The following is a 16,056-nucleotide window of genomic DNA, read 5'->3' as shown; positions in this document are numbered from 1 at the left end:
GTAGTTTTGGTGAATGTTTTCCAGTGGATATATTGTGACATCAACGCGAAATTTTTGATTTAAGAGAGCGTTGAGAATACCAACCACACTAAACTTCACCGGGAGAACATCAATGGAGACCCCGAGATCTGCTGTCGTGCCAGATTATTATTCTCTGCTCGATGCCGAGATCCGTGATGCGATTCGCGACGGAGACCTTGACCCTTACACGTCACAGGATGCCGTCGAAGGGCTCATTAGAAGTACTGTTTCCGCCTACGAAAGACGGATGGTACGCGCTTCCCTTCCTCCTCTTGAGAACGTCGAAGAGATTATCCATCGACTGCGTAACGATCTCTGCGGATATGGCCCGCTTCAGCCTTATCTTGATGATGAAGAGGTCGAAGAAATCTGGATCAATTCACCCGATGAAATCTTTGTGGCTCGTGCTGGCGAGAGTGAACTGACAGGGCTGCACCTTAGCGATGAGGCTATTCAACAGCTCTTGGAACGTATGCTTAAGCCTTCGGGACGACGTGTCGATTTATCATCTCCCTTCGTCGATGCTTCGTTACCGGATGGATCTCGTCTGCACGCCGTGATTCCCGATATTACGAGAGCCCACACCTCCCTCAACATTCGTAAATTTGTGGTGCGCGCCAAACGTCTTCCCGACCTCGTAAAGCTTGGTTCCCTGAGCGCGGGAGCCGCATCGTTTTTACACGCTGCTGTCGAAAGCGGAGTCAATATTTTAGTGTCCGGGGCTACTCAAGCGGGTAAAACCACAATGCTAAATTGTTTGGCAGCATCTATACCGCCGCGTGAACGGGTGGTGACCTGTGAAGAAATCTTTGAGCTTTCTATTCCTCTGCGTGATGTCGTGGGAATGCAATGCAGACAGCCTAATCTAGAGGGTAAAGGCGCAATAGCTCTTCGCCGCCTCGTCAAAGAGGCTCTGCGTATGAGACCGGATCGACTACTCATTGGCGAGGTCCGCGAAGCGGAATCCCTCGATATGCTCATCGCTCTTAACGCGGGTTTACCGGGTATGTGTACTATTCACGCGAATTCTGCACGGGATGCAGTCACTAAAATTTGTACTCTTCCGTTGCTGGCAGGAGACAACATCTCATCCGCCTTCGTGGTGCCCACCGTAGCGAGCTGTTTCGACCTCGTAATTCATTGTGGCCGCGACGCCCACGGGCATCGTCAGGTAGAAGAGATCTATATGCTGGGCGGTCGTGTAGAAGACGGCGTCATTGAGATGTCACCGCTTTTTACCCGTCAACAAGGTGAAATGGTGTGCGTAGCCTTAGAAATCCCAACACCCGAAAAATGGGTTCGCGCCGGACACCGGCCCGATCAAGTATTAGCAGCAGCAAAGGTGGGACGCTAATGGGTGTTATCTATGGCTTAGCAATGGGGATCGGGGTTTTCCTCGTATGGTGGTCATGCTGGAGCATGCCGCAAGGAGCCGTCAAGACTGGACGGGAACCGAAGATAGCGGTAACTCTTCGTAAAGCTGGGATGCACACTATTACTCCCTCGGCTTTTACCGGAGTGAGTATCCTCAGTGGGGTTTTAGCAGGAGTGCTTCTTTTCGCTCTGACCGGGCTGTGGAGTTTCGCCTTCCTAGGGATGGGAGGTGGTTTCATCATGCCTCGCGTGGTCGTAAATCACCGTGCGAAAGTACGTGAGGGTAAGCTCTGGCAGCTCTGGCCGGATGCCGTTGATCACTTACGATCGGCTATTCGTGCTGGGCTTTCACTGCCAGAGGCTCTTATCCAGCTTTCATACCGCGGACCTTATGAACTTCGAGAGGCTTTTGCACGTTTTGGATCGGATTATCGTGCAACCGGTGACTTTGTAGCTTCCTTGAATCGGCTTAAGGAATATGTTGCTGATCCAGTCGCCGATAATATCGTTGAAGCACTCAAAATAGCACGTGAAGTCGGCGGCAGTGACTTGGGACGACTACTGGGCACATTGAGTAATTTCTTACGAGAAAATGCGCGTACCCGAGCAGAACTTCAAGCACGCCAATCTTGGACTGTCAACGCCGCCCGGTTGGCCTGTGTTGCTCCATGGGTAGTACTGATGCTGATGGCCACACAGCCTGCGGTTCGAAATATTTATAACTCTTTTGCCGGTTTCGTTCTTATGTTCGCGGGTGCTGGACTGTCGGTAATCGCGTACCGCATCATGCTCCGTATCGGGGCGCTACCTCAAGAAAGGAGGGTTTTTGCATGAACTTTGCTATTATCTTCGGGCTTTTCTTCGCGTTTGGTGTAATGCTCATAGCATCTTCATTGCGTAAGAGACGTGGGCCGAACTTTGGAGAACGTATTGCGCCGCAGATGCGCTCCGTTTCGATACGCGAATCCCTGCACCGTGAGAATCAGGCCTCAGGAACTAGCGTTTTAGATGCCCTTTATTCGTTCCTGGAACCTATGATGCAGTCGTTCCTAGGGCGGGTACGTTCTACAGAGTCTAGGGACGAAGCCCTTGCTGCTCGCTTGCGCCGCGCGGGAATTGATCAGACTGTAAGTGCTTTTCGTGCCGAACAAATCCTCTGGGCGGTTAGTTCGGTGGCCCTTTTAGGAGTATTGAGCGTTATTGGGCTGTTGGAAAACCAATTGTCACTCTGGAGCGGTCTGATGCTCATTATCCTGGGTGGTGTTACCGGTTTTCTGGCGCGAGACTGGTGGCTGGGCCAGATTATTGTACGTCGTGAGAAACAGCTCATTGCGGAGTTTCCCGCGCTTGCAGAGATGATGGCGCTTTCGGTGGCTGCGGGTGAATCTGCTCTTGCTTCCCTGGAGCGCATTTGCCGTACTTCCCGCGGGGAATTGGCCCGAGAATTTAACGATATTCTTGCGCAAACGCGAGCCGGATCCAGCCTACTGGCGGCACTCAACGAATTTGCACAGAGTACACAAATTCCAGCCCTTAGCCGATTTGTCGATGGTGTAGCCGTAGCTATTGAACGCGGTACTCCTTTGGCAGATGTTCTACGGGCACAGGCCCAAGATGTGCGCGACAACGCGAAACGCGAGCTTCTCGAAGTAGCCGGGAAAAAGGAGATCGCCATGTTGGCGCCTGTCGTATTTTTAATTCTGCCTTTGACCGTAGTCTTTGCGATTTTCCCCGGTCTTTCACTGATGAAACTTGCGTTTTAGCACATCATAACCTCGCCGTTAAGGTGGGTTCCATAACAGTCCAATCACATAAGGAAAATACTATGTTTACTCGACTTCGTATGTTGTTTCTGTCTGTTCCCGGTATTGCTTTCCTGCTTACCTCTTATAGAGGCTTGCAAGACGACCCAGAACGCGGAGATGTACCCGGATGGGTCATGATTACCATGATGAGCGCCATCTTGGTCGCCGCGATTTTAGCTATTGCCCAACCAGCTTTGATCAAGATGTTTAACGATGCTATCGCGCTTATTCGTCCCTAGTCGTATGAGCCGACATCAAGAACAAGAGCTTGCAGCACCGCCATCAGAACGAGGGGATGCCAGTACCGAGTTCGTGATGGTTTCTGCTCTCTTAGTACTGCTGACCGTCGCAATTTTGCAGGTTTCCTATGCGTTTTACATGCGCAATATTCTATTGGATGCGGCAAGCGCGGGCGCTCGCTACGGCACGCTGTATGATCGCACCCCTGAGGAAGGTCGGGAACGAGCAGAGCAGATTATTCGGGGGAACTTGCCTGAGAGTTATGCGCAAGATGTTCATACGTCGGTGTATGTTGATCCGTCTGGAATTCGTATTCTTGAGGTTCACATTACCGCTCCTTTGCCCGTACTGGGACCGTGGGGGTTCCCAGGTTCTATTTCGGTGAGTGGTCATGCTGCGTATATTCAGTCTTAGAAATTTGGCACTGCGTTTGCGGGCTCGTACAGAGGATTCAGAGAATACCGATCATGAACATGAGCGCGGGAGTGCAATTGTTGAATTTCTCGGGCTCGGTGTTACGTTGCTGCTCCCTATCATGTATGGGGTCTTGACGATTTTTTCAGTGCAGGCTTCGATCTTGGGGGCGCACGCCGCAAGCGCGCAGATAGCTCAATATATTCAGGAGCTGCCGCCTGAGACTTCAATGTCGCAGGAACAGGCTCAACGTTTGAGTGCGCTTGTGGCACGCGATTTTGGGATTGCAGAATCTGATATCTCGGTATCTTTGAGCTGTTCAGGGTCGTGTAGCGCGCGGGAGAGTATTAGAGTCCAGGTTCAGGTAAATGCACACCTTCCCCTAATTCCGCAGGGGCTCGGCGCAAGCGTTATCCCGGTATCCTCACAATCAGTGACTTGGGGACAGGCTGAGATAGGCTCTGCTACTTCATCCGCTTTCCGGGAAACTCCGTAAGGAAAATTAGATGGTAGTTTCGTATATTCATGCCGTTCAGAGCCGTGACGGTGATAACGATGAGGGGAGCATTAGTCCACTCATCGTTGGTATGTGCGCTCTGGTACTGTTGATAGCATCAGTGACTTTAGCGGTCACGGGTGCTCACGTACAAACCCACAGACTCGAAGACCTTGCGGATGCGCAAGCCATTTCCATTGCACGAACTATAGAGCATGGATTCTCGGAATATTCCGATAACTCTGCAGACAACGCTCGAGCTAGGCAGCTTGCTGCTAAATATCTGGAGGAGAGTGGAGCTTCTCACGAATTCGTGAACTTGCAAGTAGACTCGGTGCAGATTAGCGATGACCGTACTGTTCATGTCACGTTACGTGCTAGGATTCATCCTCCGATCGTTTCGGCTGTGGTTCCTGATGGTTTTGAGGTGAAGGCTCAGGCTCGCGCCCGCATCCACCAGAAACAGAAGGACGAAAAGTAAATGCGCCTGTAGCGTTGTAAGGTAATTCGGCGGGACTTTCCGCCTGATTCACGCTAGTCTTAAATGCTATGGCATCTTTCGACTTTTCGGCTGAGATTAAGGATCTGCGTTCCATATACGCCTCAATTGTTGCGGTGAGTGACCTTGAGGGTATCAAGTGCGCTCTTGAAGACCTGTCTCAGCAAGCTTCAGCACCTGAGCTTTGGGATGATCCTGAGCACGCTCAACGGGTAACAAGCGCGCTTTCCCATAAGCAAGCTGAACTGAATCGTCTAACGAACTTAGCGTCTCGTATTGATGATGTTGAGGTCATGGTCGAGCTGGCACAGACCGAAGATGAATCATCCGAAGAGGACCTATTGGCGGAGGCTGAAGCCGAGTGTAAAGAGCTGAGGAAGAAGCTGGATGAACTTGAAGTATTGGTGTTGCTCTCTGGTGAGTATGATCAGCGTGAGGCTGTTGTAACGATTCGTTCAGGCGCGGGTGGTGTGGATGCGGCAGATTTTGCAGAGATGCTTTTGCGCATGTACTTGCGGTGGGCTGAAAAGAATGGCTATCCGACGAAGGTGCTGGACACCTCGTATGCTGAAGAAGCAGGGCTGAAATCCGTAACTTTTGAGGTCAACACGCCCTACGCTTTTGGCCGCCTTTCTGTTGAAGCGGGCACCCATCGGCTAGTACGTATCTCTCCATTTGATAATCAAGGGCGCAGGCAAACCTCATTTGCTGCGGTTGAAGTTATTCCTCTGATCGAGCAGACCGATGCGCTTGAGATCCCCGAGTCTGAGATTAAGGTTGATGTATTTCGCTCCTCTGGGCCGGGTGGTCAATCCGTCAATACAACGGACTCAGCGGTGCGTATGACGCATATTCCGACGGGTATTGTCGTGTCAATGCAGAATGAAAAATCGCAGATTCAAAACCGGGCTGCGGCTCTGCGCGTGCTGCAATCGCGTTTACTTATGCTTCGTCAAGAGCAGGAGGACGCCAAAAAGAAAGAGCTGGCGGGTGATATTAAAGCAAGCTGGGGCGATCAAATGCGATCCTACGTGCTCCATCCGTACCAGATGGTGAAGGATCTGCGTACCGGATATGAGGAAGGCAACACATCAAGCGTGCTTGATGGGGGACTCAACAGATTTATTGAAGAGGGCATTCGTTGGCGAGCCTCCGGTCGCCGTGTTAACGAAGGCTAAACATAAGGAATATCATGGCTCAGAAAAAGAAAAAAGGCTCTAAAACGGACCCGAATAACTCGATTATCGCGCAGAATAAGAAAGCACGACATAACTACAATATTGTCGACACCTATGAAGCGGGCATGGTTCTTTTAGGAACAGAGGTGAAATCTCTGCGCGACGGGGGAGCCTCTATCACTGACGGGTTCTGCCATGTGAAGGATCACGAACTCTGGCTGGAAGGTATTCATATTGCTGAGTATGGCTATGGTACGTGGACGAATCATTCGGCACGCCGCAGCCGTAAGCTGTTACTGCATCGTTCAGAGATTAACCGGTTAGAGCAGAAACTTAAAGAAACCGGGTATACAGTGGTGCCCCTCAAGCTATATTTTAGCGGTGGGCGTGTGAAGGTTGAGATTGCCTTGGCAACAGGTAAACGTGAGTACGATAAGCGTCAGGCGCTGCGTGAGAGGCAGGATAATTTGGAGGCGGCACGTGCTATGCGGTACCGCAACTTGGGATAGTTATCTAGGCTAGATGAGTTGGGCGTTACTGGTTGATGCCTCTGAAACACTGCCATTAGGGGACATCAAGACTTAGCTGTTTTAGCTAGAAATCTGCACCATTAATGCATATGTAGGATATACTTACTAACAAGACATAAACGCGTATTTACTCGATGGGACGTGTAAGTATGCGACAACACAACAGACAGAAATATGGAGGAGTTTTATGTCTGAGAATACACCCGGTCGCTCTGAAGGACAGCCCGAGCAACCGAAATTTGTTCCTGCTGCGCCACCCGTTGCGCCTGCAGGAAATACTTACTCCGGTTACGTTCCGACGAAGCTCCCTGCTGGCTTGGCGATTGCCTCGCTGGTGTTGGGTATTGTGAGTATAGTTGGGGCTATCCCTTTAAGCTTCGTCACTATCGTTGTTGCCCTTGTAGGTCTGATCCTTGGCATTATTGCGCTCCGTAAGGTCAGCAAAGGTACCGGCGGTGGTAAGGGTATGGCTATCGGTGGTGTTGTTACTAGTGCTATCGGCTTTATATTATCAGCCGTGGTTCTTATCTTTGTCATTATCACCTTGATGATGGTTCAGGACTGCAAGAATACTGGTGTACAGAATAGTGACGGCTCTGTCACCTGCTCAATTAATGGACAGCAGATGACTGTCCGTACCGATGGGACTACTTCTGTTCGGTAGCCAAGTATATTGTTCGTCGTGTGGGGTGGGTAGCTTTTTGAGCTACCCACCCCACACGTTTGTGTTTCAAGGATAGTGGAATAGGTGAGATAGAGCATCCTAATTTTTATGAAGTTTAGGGTGTTGTAACCAATGGTTTTCGATATAAAAGTTCGTATAATGAAAGTTGGTACTCAGCAATAACGCCGGGATAACCGACGGCCTCACCGAAGACAAAGGATAGCAAAGCATGTCAGAAAACCTTTACGGTCAGAACAAGCCGCAAGGGCAGTCGCAACAGCCTGGTCAAGATCAGAATTCTCAAAATCAGGATTCACAAGCGCAACAGCAATATCAGGGGCAGGCTCCCCAGAATAATAGTTCCCAGCAGGGGAACTATCAGGGCAATGGTGCTCAGAACTCATACCAGCAGCAGTACCCTCAGCAGCCGCAACAGGGCTCGGGCAATCAGCATCTTTTCTACGGTGGCCAGGCACAAAATCAGCAGCCTACTCCATCAGCGGGGCAGCCCTCCTATAACACGCAGTACTCTAGCTCCTCGAACATGGTTTCGGGGCAGCAACAGCATTCTGCACCCCAGCATTCTTCGCAGACTGGGCAGAATGCTTCAGGACAGGGCTACGCCTCACAGCAGAGTTATAATTCGGCACAAGGTTACAACCAATATCAGCCGACCCAGGAATCACGGAATTACTCTCAGCAGGGGAACTCTGGCCAGCAGAATAGTAATTCGGCACAGAATTACCAAAATTCTGCGGGATACCAGAACGCCCAGCAACAGGGATCTCCACAGCAGAACAGCTACGGTCAGAGTTCTGCTCAGACGCAGCAGAGCGGATCATCTGTTTATAACGGAAATTCTTCCTACGCTCAGCCACAGCAGCAGGCCCCCTACGGAACTTCTGGTTCCCAACCTGCACAGCAAAATGCTCAGCAGGGCTACGGCCAACAGAATTCTTACTCGCAGACGAGCGGATACCAGAACCAAGCTGTAAATTCGGGATACACAAGTCAGAATCAAAACTATTATGGTGCCCAGAACCAGCAGGGGCAGTATGGGCAGCCCGCCTACGGTTCTTCTCAGTTTGACGCAAATGCTCAGAACGCAGGCGGTCCCTCGCAGGCCGCTCCGGTTATGGCAATTATTTCCTTGGTACTTGGTGTGCTTGCCATTGTGAGCGGATGGTTCATCGTCGGAGGTCTGCTCGGTATTGGCGCTATTGTTTTGGGCGCTCTGGGGCTTCGCCAGTCACGTCAGCTGGGCAAGGGTAAGGGAATGTCCATCGCCGGTATTATTACCGGTGGCGTGAGTGTCATCGTAGCTATTATCGCGACTATCCTTTTTGTGCTGGGGCAGCAGACTCTTCAGGAATGCCAGAAGGTCGGTACTCCGGATGGTAACGGCAACAAGGTCTGCCAGGTGGGGGATAACCCCGATAGCCGTATGACTGTTCCTGCTCAGTAGCGGCAGGTAGCGGTTTTTCGCTGAATGAAGGGGGCGGAGCATCTCGTTACGGATGTGTTCCGCCCCCTTGTGCCCTTGTGCATAAGTAAAATAATGCTGGTGTGTTGGTAGTAAAAGAACCTGGTGGTTGTGTAGAGACAGACCCTCTGATATAGTTAACCGTTACCATTGCGAGCGGTACTGTGTGCATTCAGGGCAATGCAGAGAACGTTTGTAGATGGTGCTTTTTGATAAAAGTATAGGGGGATGATCGGTTTCGACGATGTGGGTTGAGATGGGTGAAGCGTGCCGAGGACGCAGGGTTATCTCGTTAACGCCCTCTGCAAAAAAATAAGTGCAAAATCTAAGCGCACTGACTTCGCACTCGCTGCCTAAGCGCGAGTTGCAGTCTGTCGGTCTGAGCATGCCTTTGGCTCAGAACCCGGCATCGACTTAAAAGGCCACTGCTGTTAGCCCTCGTCGTAGGGGCTGGTGGGACTTTTATTACGAATAGGTTTGTCGATGTAAGTGTTTGTGCAAACATCGGAGCCGAGAAATAGCGCTTTCACAAACTGCGCACGGAGAAGCCCTGTTGAAGCCACATCGGACCGGGGTTCGATTCCCCGCATCTCCACAAAAGCCCTTAAAGGGGCAGGGAACTAAAACCCAAACCTGATAACTGAGCCGCCCACAAGCAGAATCGCTGGTGGGCGGCTCAGTTATATTTGACCTTTTTCGCGCCGAACAAAATATGGGAAGTATACAACGGCTAAAGCCGCAAGAGCATGATTTTCAGCCCGGAATAACGTAATATCAAGAAAGAAGACTCAGCGCGTATGGAGAAAAAGATGACAGAAAACCCGCGACAGGATCCTATGCCAGATTCAAACACACCTCAGGCATCGTATCCTCAAGCCGAACCTCCAACGCTACAGGAGGGTCACGATATGCAGAATTCTGCAGCTTCAGACGCGCCATTGGCAGCTTATGCTTCAGCAACGGATGGAGCGTCTCATCCTCAGGCTCAGCAAGCCGTACCCCCAGTTGGAAACGTGGCTGCCGCCTACGACTTTGGCTACCGTAGGGTTCCTCGCCAATATGAGGTTCCACCCGAGGACAGGCGACCTTACGGGGAACCTACCGGCGAAATTCGCGGACCTGGATATTTCTACTCGATAGGTTCTTTTGCTGCTTCGCTTTGTGGACTCATACTTACCGGATTTAGTGGCTTTCAGGTACTGGGGATCGCCATACTCCACGACGACTACGACTCTATGGGCTATGGTGCCTATGAATTTACGACAATCTCAAATACCATGCTTCTAGCGTTGGTACCTATAGTTATATCAATATGGCTGGGGATTTTTTCCTTTACTGTGAACAAAGGACGTATTACCCCCATGACGGGCAGGATGCGCGCCTTTGCCTCCCTTGGCATCGTCATGGGAGCCTTAGGAGCTTTAGGAATAGTTGGAAACTTCTTCCTCTACCTTCTTGCGATTTCCTAGAAATTAGCCTGCCAACACGTGCATATTTACCCGTGCACCAAAGCCAAAGCCTGTATAAAAGCCCCGATGGGATTATCACACATAAATCTGGTGGCCCGCCGGGGCTTCGCCGTCCCTTACCACAGGGTCCGAATGGTTACTCGGGCGTAAGCTGGCTTATCACAGAACGATGCAAGGTCCCATTAGTAGCCAAAGTACTGGCGGTACCTTCTGCCTGCGCTGTAGCTACTGCATCGTCACCAGCTGCTGTTGTGAAGGTCCCGCCTGCTTCATGCACAAGCGGAACTAGCGCGGCAATATCGTGGAGCGCAACTTGAGCTTCACAAGCAATATCAACAGCCCCTTCGGCCACCAGACAATATGACCAGAAATCACCATAGGCACGGGAACGGTTAACCGCATGGACTAGTGAGAGAAAACTCTGCTCGAACCCCAGCCCCTCCCATCCTTTGAACTCGGCATAGGAGAGCGAGGCTCCAGAGAGCGTGGGGACACTCGAAACCTGAAGTCGTGTAGCCTGAGTTAGCGATTTACCAGCGTATGCACCTGTACCCTGTGCAGCCCACCACCGTCGCTGTAACGCCGGGGCAGATATAAGACCCATAACCGGTTTACCCTGATCGAGGAGAGCGATGAGTGTGGCCCACACCGGAACACCACGCACAAAATTCTGCGTACCATCAATAGGATCGATAACCCACTGCCTGGCAGCCGTACCTGTTGAGCCTAGCTCTTCACCGATAATACCGTCGCGTGTGCGTACCCGCGAGAGCTGTGCACGCAGAAGTTCCTCGACCTCACGATCCACCTCGGTCACTGGAGTGCCGTCGCTTTTGTGTTCCACGGTAAAAGACCGATCTTTAAACCGGGACATGCTGACGCGATCCACGTTATCCGCCAGGATATGCGCCAGCCTCAAATCATCAGTGTATGACGTCGTAAAGTTCATGAATCTCTCATCAGTCGTCAAATGTTACCGTGTGTGGTCTTAGGAACTTATGTACAGGATACGAGCGATTACACGAGTGCCCCAAGCTCTTTATCGGAATCAGCTTCTTCATCAGGAACAACCTGCAAAAGTTTTCGCAGCGAATCCAAACGCGCCGCGCCACTGGCCCCCGCTTTACCCGCCTGCACGTAAGTATTTATACCGCAATCTACCGCCTGAGCCGCATGATGACAGCCCTTAGGGCAGTCCTGCTCGCCAGGAGCCAGATCGGGGAATGCTTGTACAATCTGCTCCGGCGGAACATGAGCCAGTCCAAAAGAACGTATACCCGGAGTATCGATAATCCAGGTTCCGGGTGGTACATGAAGCTCAGGCGTGGATACGGGCTGTAAGGCGAGAGCTGACGAAGATGTATGACGACCCCGCCCCGTAACGGCGTTAACGTGCCCAGTCGCACGGTCCGCACCAGTGAGTGCATTCACCAAAGTAGATTTACCTACCCCCGAATGCCCGAGAAGCACAGATACCTTACCCACAAGCTCTTCGAGAAGCTTATGAACGGGGGCATGCAGAAGACCCTCGGCCCCAGACTCACTGGGGGCTCGACCGTCAGCTGACCCCGAGAGTACAATTTTTAGCCCGGAGGCACTGTAATAATCGAGTAGTTGCTGCGGGTGAGAAACATCGGTTTTTGTAATGCACAAAATAGACTCTATCCCGGCATCATATGCAGCGACGACGGCTCGATCTATAAAACCTGTGCGCGGCTGGGGATTCGCAGCAGCAACCACAATGACCAGCTGGTTCGCATTGGCCACCACCACACGTTCGGTTGTATCTGTGTCATCGGCGCTGCGGCGCAGTACCGAAGAACGCTCTCCCAAACGAACGATGCGCGCTAGGGTGTCTTTTGCGCCGGATATATCTCCGACTACATCCACAAAGTCTCCAGTGACAATGGGGGTACGGCGCAATTCGCGTGCCCGTGCCGCGATAAGAGTCCGCTCCTGTGGGGTGCCTTCATCGACAACTACTGACCACCGACCACGATCGACGGTGACGACGCGACCGCGTATAGCGTGCTTGTACCGGGGGCGTTCCTTAGTGCGGGGTCGAGAACCCTTTTTATTGGGGCGAACTCGAACGTCGGATTCATCCCACTCGTCGAAAGACCGGTTTCGGGATGGATTCACGAGCGCGCTCCTTTCCATTGCGAAAGCATTTTTTGCCAAAGCGCTGTGAATTGTGGGAGTGTTTTTGCGGTTGTCTGAACGTTTTCGATGCGCACTCCGGGTTCGTGAAGTCCAATAACCGCCGCGAACGTTGCTACTCGATGGTCTTCATAGGTCTGTACCGTCACAGGAGAGTCTTGAGGCAGACGTCGAACGGGGCGAAGAACGCGAATACCGTCGGCTGTTTCTTCGGCAAGCCCGCCCAAACGGTTAATCTCAGTGACGAGAGCCGCGAGGCGGTCAGTCTCATGCCCACGCAGGTGCCCAATGCCAGTGAGAGTGCTTGGGGAGTCAAGAAGCACAACGAGAGCGGCAACTGTAGGCGCGAGTTCGCCTGCAGTCTGTAGGTTAAACTCGACCCCGGAAAGCCGGGTTATATCTTCGGGCCCGGTGACTGTGAGCGAACCATTAGAGAATTCAACGGCACCGCCTAAACGGGGCAGAATGGTACGCCACTCATCACCTCCCTGCGTTGTTCCGGGGGAACCGTCTGCTGTAGGAGCGGGCCAATCGGGAATAGTCACTGAGTTGCCCGTTACCATCGCAGCTGCAAGGAAAGGACCAGCGTTAGAAAGATCCGGTTCAACCGTGACATCAAACCCGGAAATAGTGTCTGGGAATACACGCCAGGCGTATTCATCAGCAACGGCTTCGGCGCGTACCCCCAAGTCACGGAGGGTCTGCAGGGTCATCTCAATATGAGGTATCGAAGGCACGGCGTTTCCCCGGTGACGAATCGTTAACCCCTGAGGAAGCCTAGGCGCAATCAAGAGTAGAGCAGATACAAATTGCGAGGAAGCCGAAGCATCAATAAAGATTTCTGCGGGAGTACCGGATGCGGCCGCAAGTCCGGGGGAATGCAGAGTGAAAGGCAAGGTATCTACGGAATCATCGCCCGATCGTTCAATACGCACCCCCAGCTGACGCAGACCATTGCAGAGCGCCGCCATCGGCCGTTTGCGGGCGTGTGGATCACCGTCAAAGTTGTACTCACCCGGAAGCAAAGCAGCAAGAGCCGGTACGAAACGCATGACCGTTCCCGCAAGCCCGCAATCAATCTTTGCTGTCGAGGGAGACGGAGCACGGTCTAGAGGGGTTATGAGAAGATCAGGACCAAACTCCGAACCTGTCTCGATACGCTCGAACTGGGCTCCGAGTGCCTCTAAAGCGGAAATCATGAGGGCTGAGTCTCGCGAGTGTAGGGGAGCACGCAACCGTGAAGGGGAATCAGCAAGAGCCGCGAGGAGCAGGTAACGGTTGGTGAGCGATTTGGAACCGGGGATACGCATCCGTGCGCTCATCCCAGGCGCACCCCGGTACGTGGGGGCTTCCCATGCATGTGCCATGGTATTTTGCGCCGTACTCAATTCGCTCATCGGTATAACTCTCTGCCTCCCATAATCTGTCTGGTGTTTGCGCTGGAACTCGCCGGTTCTCTGTACCTGAGGACGCTCTTCTTCGCGCCCATACACTTCAACCATTCTACCGGGTGGGTACCCCAAACGGGTGAGAATCCAGGTAAAACGGTGTATCATTTTTCGCGGTGAACACACAATATTATGCGGGTTTATAGAAGAATAGCGAGGAGAAACCCGGTAGTCGAGTTTTCTCCTCGCCGTAGTATGCCGCGAACTTAGACCAAAGGCGGTGAAGGCTTAGGCACTCGCCGAACAAAATTCATCAATATGTTCCAAAAGCCTGGCTTTGAGGGATTCAGGCGCCTGCTCGTCACACGAAGATTTGATCTTCGCACGCAAAAGGACCTCAAGATCCTTCGCTTCGGTGCAATGCGAGCAAGCATCAAGGTGCCTCTGAATTTCTTGTATTTCCTCAGCGGTGAGAGCGCCATCAAGATATTCATAAAGGTTTTTGAGTGTTGTGGAACAGGGGTTGCCGCCACAATCTTCGGTAAGTGCCGTGCTATTCTCGGGTGTTTGCTCTTCCATAGCAGACTCCTTTCTTCCGAGTTTATAAAACTGAGCCTATTTCTTCTTCGCCGCTTTTGCTTCGACCTTTGCGATAGTCGAAGGGCGTAAACCATTTTCGCGAGCATAATCCAGTAATTTTTCGCGCAGAATGCGGCGTCCGCGGTGCAGCCGCGACATGACCGTTCCTAATGGAATATCCATAATCTCGGCGATCTCTTTATATGAGAACCCCTCGACGTCGGAGTAGTACACCACCATGCGGAAGTCTTCGGTGAGTGAGGCGAGAGCCTGCCGTACTTCGGTGTCCGGGAGCGCATCCAGAGCCTCCATCTCGGCTGAGCGTAGCCCTGAAGCATCATGAGCGCCCGCTTGGGCTAACTGCCAGTCTTCGACGGATTCCGTATGTGCCTGCTGTGGCTCTCGCTGGCGTTTACGGTACAGATTAATGTACGTATTGGTCAGAATACGGTACAGCCACGCCTTGAGATTGGTACCTTGCCTGTACTGGTGAAAAGAGGCAAAGGCCTTCGTATACGTCTCTTGAACGAGGTCTTCGGCGTCTGCCGAATTCCTGCTCATGCGTAAGGCAGCGGCATAAAGCTGATCGACGTATTGCATGGCATCTGCAGTGAAGCGCTCACGTAATTCACGAGGTGTGAGAGTCGCCGTCGCTTCTGCGGCGTTGGACTCGCTCATAGGTGCTCTTTTCTGTCGCGTAATGACTTTCGGGGGTCTGTGTACAGCATACCTTCGTGTGAGGCTTCGGGGAATGTAACGGCTCGCTCGAATGAATTATTCCCAGTATCCGCAGCACGATTATTAGCTGAAAGGCCAGATAATTCGATAAAGCAAAACCCCGGTGAAAGACCACCGGGGCTTACGTATAGCAAGATACCTTATGCGTTGGGGCGCTTACCGTGGTTTGCGCCGCCTTTACGACGGTCCTTGCGCTTACGACCGCGCTTGCTCATAGGAGCCTCCTTCAGAATTGTGAACCTCTGCTCAAAGAAAGCCAGCAAGGCTCTATACTAACCGCCCCGAGTCTTAGCACAGGCTTAAACGCATAGGGCAACGCCGTCTATTTTTTCATAGAAACGGCTTGAATGCATCTTACCAACAGGCTGATGCGAAAAATATGGAGATCTAGATACTCTGTCTGCGTAAGATCTTACTGCTCGGGAAGGTTAAGCCAGCTGTACCAACCGCGGTGGAGCACAAGCCACGCCATGAGACCGTATCCAGACTGCCCCGGACGCCCATCATTAGCGGCCAGATCATTGCGCCATTGTTCGTGGTGCAAAAGAGGGTTGAACGTATCGACATACACGTGATTACGGCGGGTTACTACATCTGCATAAGCCGCCGAAAGATCAGCGATGCGACGGTTACGCTCCGGGTCGAGAGTCGGGGGAGGACCCACCACAAGTACACGGATGCTGTTCTGAGACGCCATGTCTACCATATTGGCAAGATTCAAGCGTGAACGTGCACTAGTGAGTCCCAAATCAATGTCAAAAGTTGAGGGAGCTATAACCAAACGATTATCGGCACCGGGAAGGAACCTGCGGCGTGCCTCATCAAACCATCGAGTGCTCAGCTGCTCGCTTCCTTCATTCGGGGCGGCGAGATTATAGGCTGAAATGGATGCACTAGTTTGCGGGGTACGTGCCATCACGCGACCAAACCAACCTAGGGTGCGGGGGTCACCAACACCGGCGAGCAGGTCGTCTCCAACCGCTACAAGTCGAATATTGCGTTGCTCCACGGGGTTCTT

19 protein-coding genes and 1 other RNA gene are annotated in these 16,056 nt (G+C 52.1%); 13 read left to right on the top strand and 7 right to left on the bottom strand.

Annotation, left to right across the window (positions count from 1 at the left end; translation table 11 throughout):
• Positions 1-112 precede the first annotated feature (112 nt).
• The 13 genes from HMPREF2804_RS08605 to HMPREF2804_RS08545 all read left to right on the top strand — a co-directional run bounded on the left by HMPREF2804_RS08605 (position 113) and on the right by HMPREF2804_RS08545 (position 10,173).
• Entirely contained in the window at positions 113-1,375 is a 1,263-nt protein-coding gene (locus tag HMPREF2804_RS08605; RefSeq protein WP_048753734.1) for a TadA family conjugal transfer-associated ATPase, read from the top strand.
• A complete protein-coding gene (locus tag HMPREF2804_RS08600) occupies positions 1,375-2,229 on the top strand; it encodes a type II secretion system F family protein (protein WP_048753735.1) in 855 nt (284 codons plus the stop codon). Before HMPREF2804_RS08605 ends, HMPREF2804_RS08600 begins: the two co-directional genes overlap by 1 nt.
• Entirely contained in the window at positions 2,226-3,158 is a 933-nt protein-coding gene (locus HMPREF2804_RS08595) for a type II secretion system F family protein (protein WP_070448572.1), read from the top strand. The genes HMPREF2804_RS08600 and HMPREF2804_RS08595 overlap by 4 nt, the downstream gene beginning before the upstream one ends.
• Positions 3,159-3,238: 80 nt before the next feature.
• Positions 3,239-3,439, top strand: coding sequence for a hypothetical protein (locus HMPREF2804_RS08590; RefSeq protein WP_239661921.1), 201 nt, complete (start codon positions 3,239-3,241; stop codon positions 3,437-3,439).
• 4 nt (positions 3,440-3,443) lie between these two features.
• Positions 3,444-3,854 (top strand): TadE family protein, encoded by a 411-nt coding sequence (locus HMPREF2804_RS08585; protein ID WP_083297313.1) that lies wholly within the window; start codon positions 3,444-3,446, stop codon positions 3,852-3,854.
• A 133-nt stretch (positions 3,855-3,987) separates the two neighbouring features.
• On the top strand, positions 3,988-4,350 hold the full coding sequence (locus HMPREF2804_RS08580; protein ID WP_239653060.1) for a pilus assembly protein TadE: 363 nt from the start codon (positions 3,988-3,990) through the stop codon (positions 4,348-4,350).
• Positions 4,351-4,360: 10 nt separating this feature from the next.
• Positions 4,361-4,831 carry a pilus assembly protein TadG-related protein gene (locus tag HMPREF2804_RS08575; RefSeq protein WP_070448569.1) on the top strand — a complete coding sequence of 157 codons (471 nt, stop codon included), beginning with the start codon at positions 4,361-4,363 and terminating at the stop codon, positions 4,829-4,831.
• Between the two features lie 68 nt (positions 4,832-4,899).
• The gene (prfB, locus tag HMPREF2804_RS08570) at positions 4,900-6,027 is read left to right on the top strand and encodes a peptide chain release factor 2 (RefSeq protein WP_048753742.1); all 1,128 of its coding nucleotides are present in this window, start codon (positions 4,900-4,902) and stop codon (positions 6,025-6,027) included.
• 14 nt (positions 6,028-6,041) lie between these two features.
• A complete protein-coding gene (gene smpB, locus HMPREF2804_RS08565; RefSeq protein WP_013397398.1) occupies positions 6,042-6,536 on the top strand; it encodes an SsrA-binding protein SmpB in 495 nt (164 codons plus the stop codon).
• A gap of 208 nt (positions 6,537-6,744) precedes the next feature.
• Positions 6,745-7,221, top strand: coding sequence for a DUF4190 domain-containing protein (locus tag HMPREF2804_RS08560; protein ID WP_048753743.1), 477 nt, complete (start codon positions 6,745-6,747; stop codon positions 7,219-7,221).
• Between the two features lie 229 nt (positions 7,222-7,450).
• The gene (locus HMPREF2804_RS08555; protein ID WP_048753745.1) at positions 7,451-8,686 is read left to right on the top strand and encodes a DUF4190 domain-containing protein; all 1,236 of its coding nucleotides are present in this window, start codon (positions 7,451-7,453) and stop codon (positions 8,684-8,686) included.
• 242 nt (positions 8,687-8,928) lie between these two features.
• Positions 8,929-9,302, top strand: a transfer-messenger RNA (tmRNA) gene (gene ssrA / locus HMPREF2804_RS08550).
• 211 nt (positions 9,303-9,513) lie between these two features.
• Positions 9,514-10,173, top strand: a complete 660-nt coding sequence (locus HMPREF2804_RS08545; RefSeq protein WP_246822555.1) for a hypothetical protein — start codon at positions 9,514-9,516, stop codon at positions 10,171-10,173.
• Between the two features lie 136 nt (positions 10,174-10,309).
• Here the strand turns inward: HMPREF2804_RS08545 and HMPREF2804_RS08540 are convergent, their stop codons facing one another.
• From HMPREF2804_RS08540 to HMPREF2804_RS08515, 7 genes are all read right to left on the bottom strand, one after another.
• On the bottom strand, positions 10,310-11,122 hold the full coding sequence (locus HMPREF2804_RS08540) for an inositol monophosphatase family protein (protein WP_070448568.1): 813 nt from the start codon (positions 11,120-11,122) through the stop codon (positions 10,310-10,312).
• A 68-nt stretch (positions 11,123-11,190) separates the two neighbouring features.
• Positions 11,191-12,333 (bottom strand): ribosome small subunit-dependent GTPase A, encoded by a 1,143-nt coding sequence (gene rsgA / locus HMPREF2804_RS08535; RefSeq protein ID WP_070448567.1) that lies wholly within the window; start codon positions 12,331-12,333, stop codon positions 11,191-11,193.
• Positions 12,312-13,730: a 3-phosphoshikimate 1-carboxyvinyltransferase gene (aroA, locus tag HMPREF2804_RS08530; protein WP_083297312.1), complete on the bottom strand. Its 1,419-nt coding sequence runs from the start codon at positions 13,728-13,730 to the stop codon at positions 12,312-12,314. The genes rsgA and aroA overlap by 22 nt, the downstream gene beginning before the upstream one ends.
• A 279-nt stretch (positions 13,731-14,009) precedes the next feature.
• On the bottom strand, positions 14,010-14,300 hold the full coding sequence (gene rsrA, locus HMPREF2804_RS08525) for a mycothiol system anti-sigma-R factor (RefSeq protein ID WP_004005003.1): 291 nt from the start codon (positions 14,298-14,300) through the stop codon (positions 14,010-14,012).
• A 36-nt stretch (positions 14,301-14,336) separates the two neighbouring features.
• Positions 14,337-14,978: a sigma-70 family RNA polymerase sigma factor gene (locus HMPREF2804_RS08520; RefSeq protein ID WP_004005002.1), complete on the bottom strand. Its 642-nt coding sequence runs from the start codon at positions 14,976-14,978 to the stop codon at positions 14,337-14,339.
• A 200-nt stretch (positions 14,979-15,178) separates the two neighbouring features.
• Positions 15,179-15,301, bottom strand: coding sequence for a 50S ribosomal protein bL37 (locus tag HMPREF2804_RS11410; protein WP_256387486.1), 123 nt, complete (start codon positions 15,299-15,301; stop codon positions 15,179-15,181).
• Between the two features lie 149 nt (positions 15,302-15,450).
• Positions 15,451-16,047, bottom strand: a complete 597-nt coding sequence (locus tag HMPREF2804_RS08515; RefSeq protein WP_013397390.1) for a GDSL-type esterase/lipase family protein — start codon at positions 16,045-16,047, stop codon at positions 15,451-15,453.
• Positions 16,048-16,056 lie beyond the last annotated feature (9 nt).

This window comes from Rothia sp. HMSC065G12, from assembly GCF_001811455.1.
Taxonomy (GTDB): domain Bacteria; phylum Actinomycetota; class Actinomycetes; order Actinomycetales; family Micrococcaceae; genus Rothia; species Rothia dentocariosa.
Note: the sequence above shows the minus strand (reverse complement) of the source record. Positions and strands in the feature narration are given on the sequence as shown.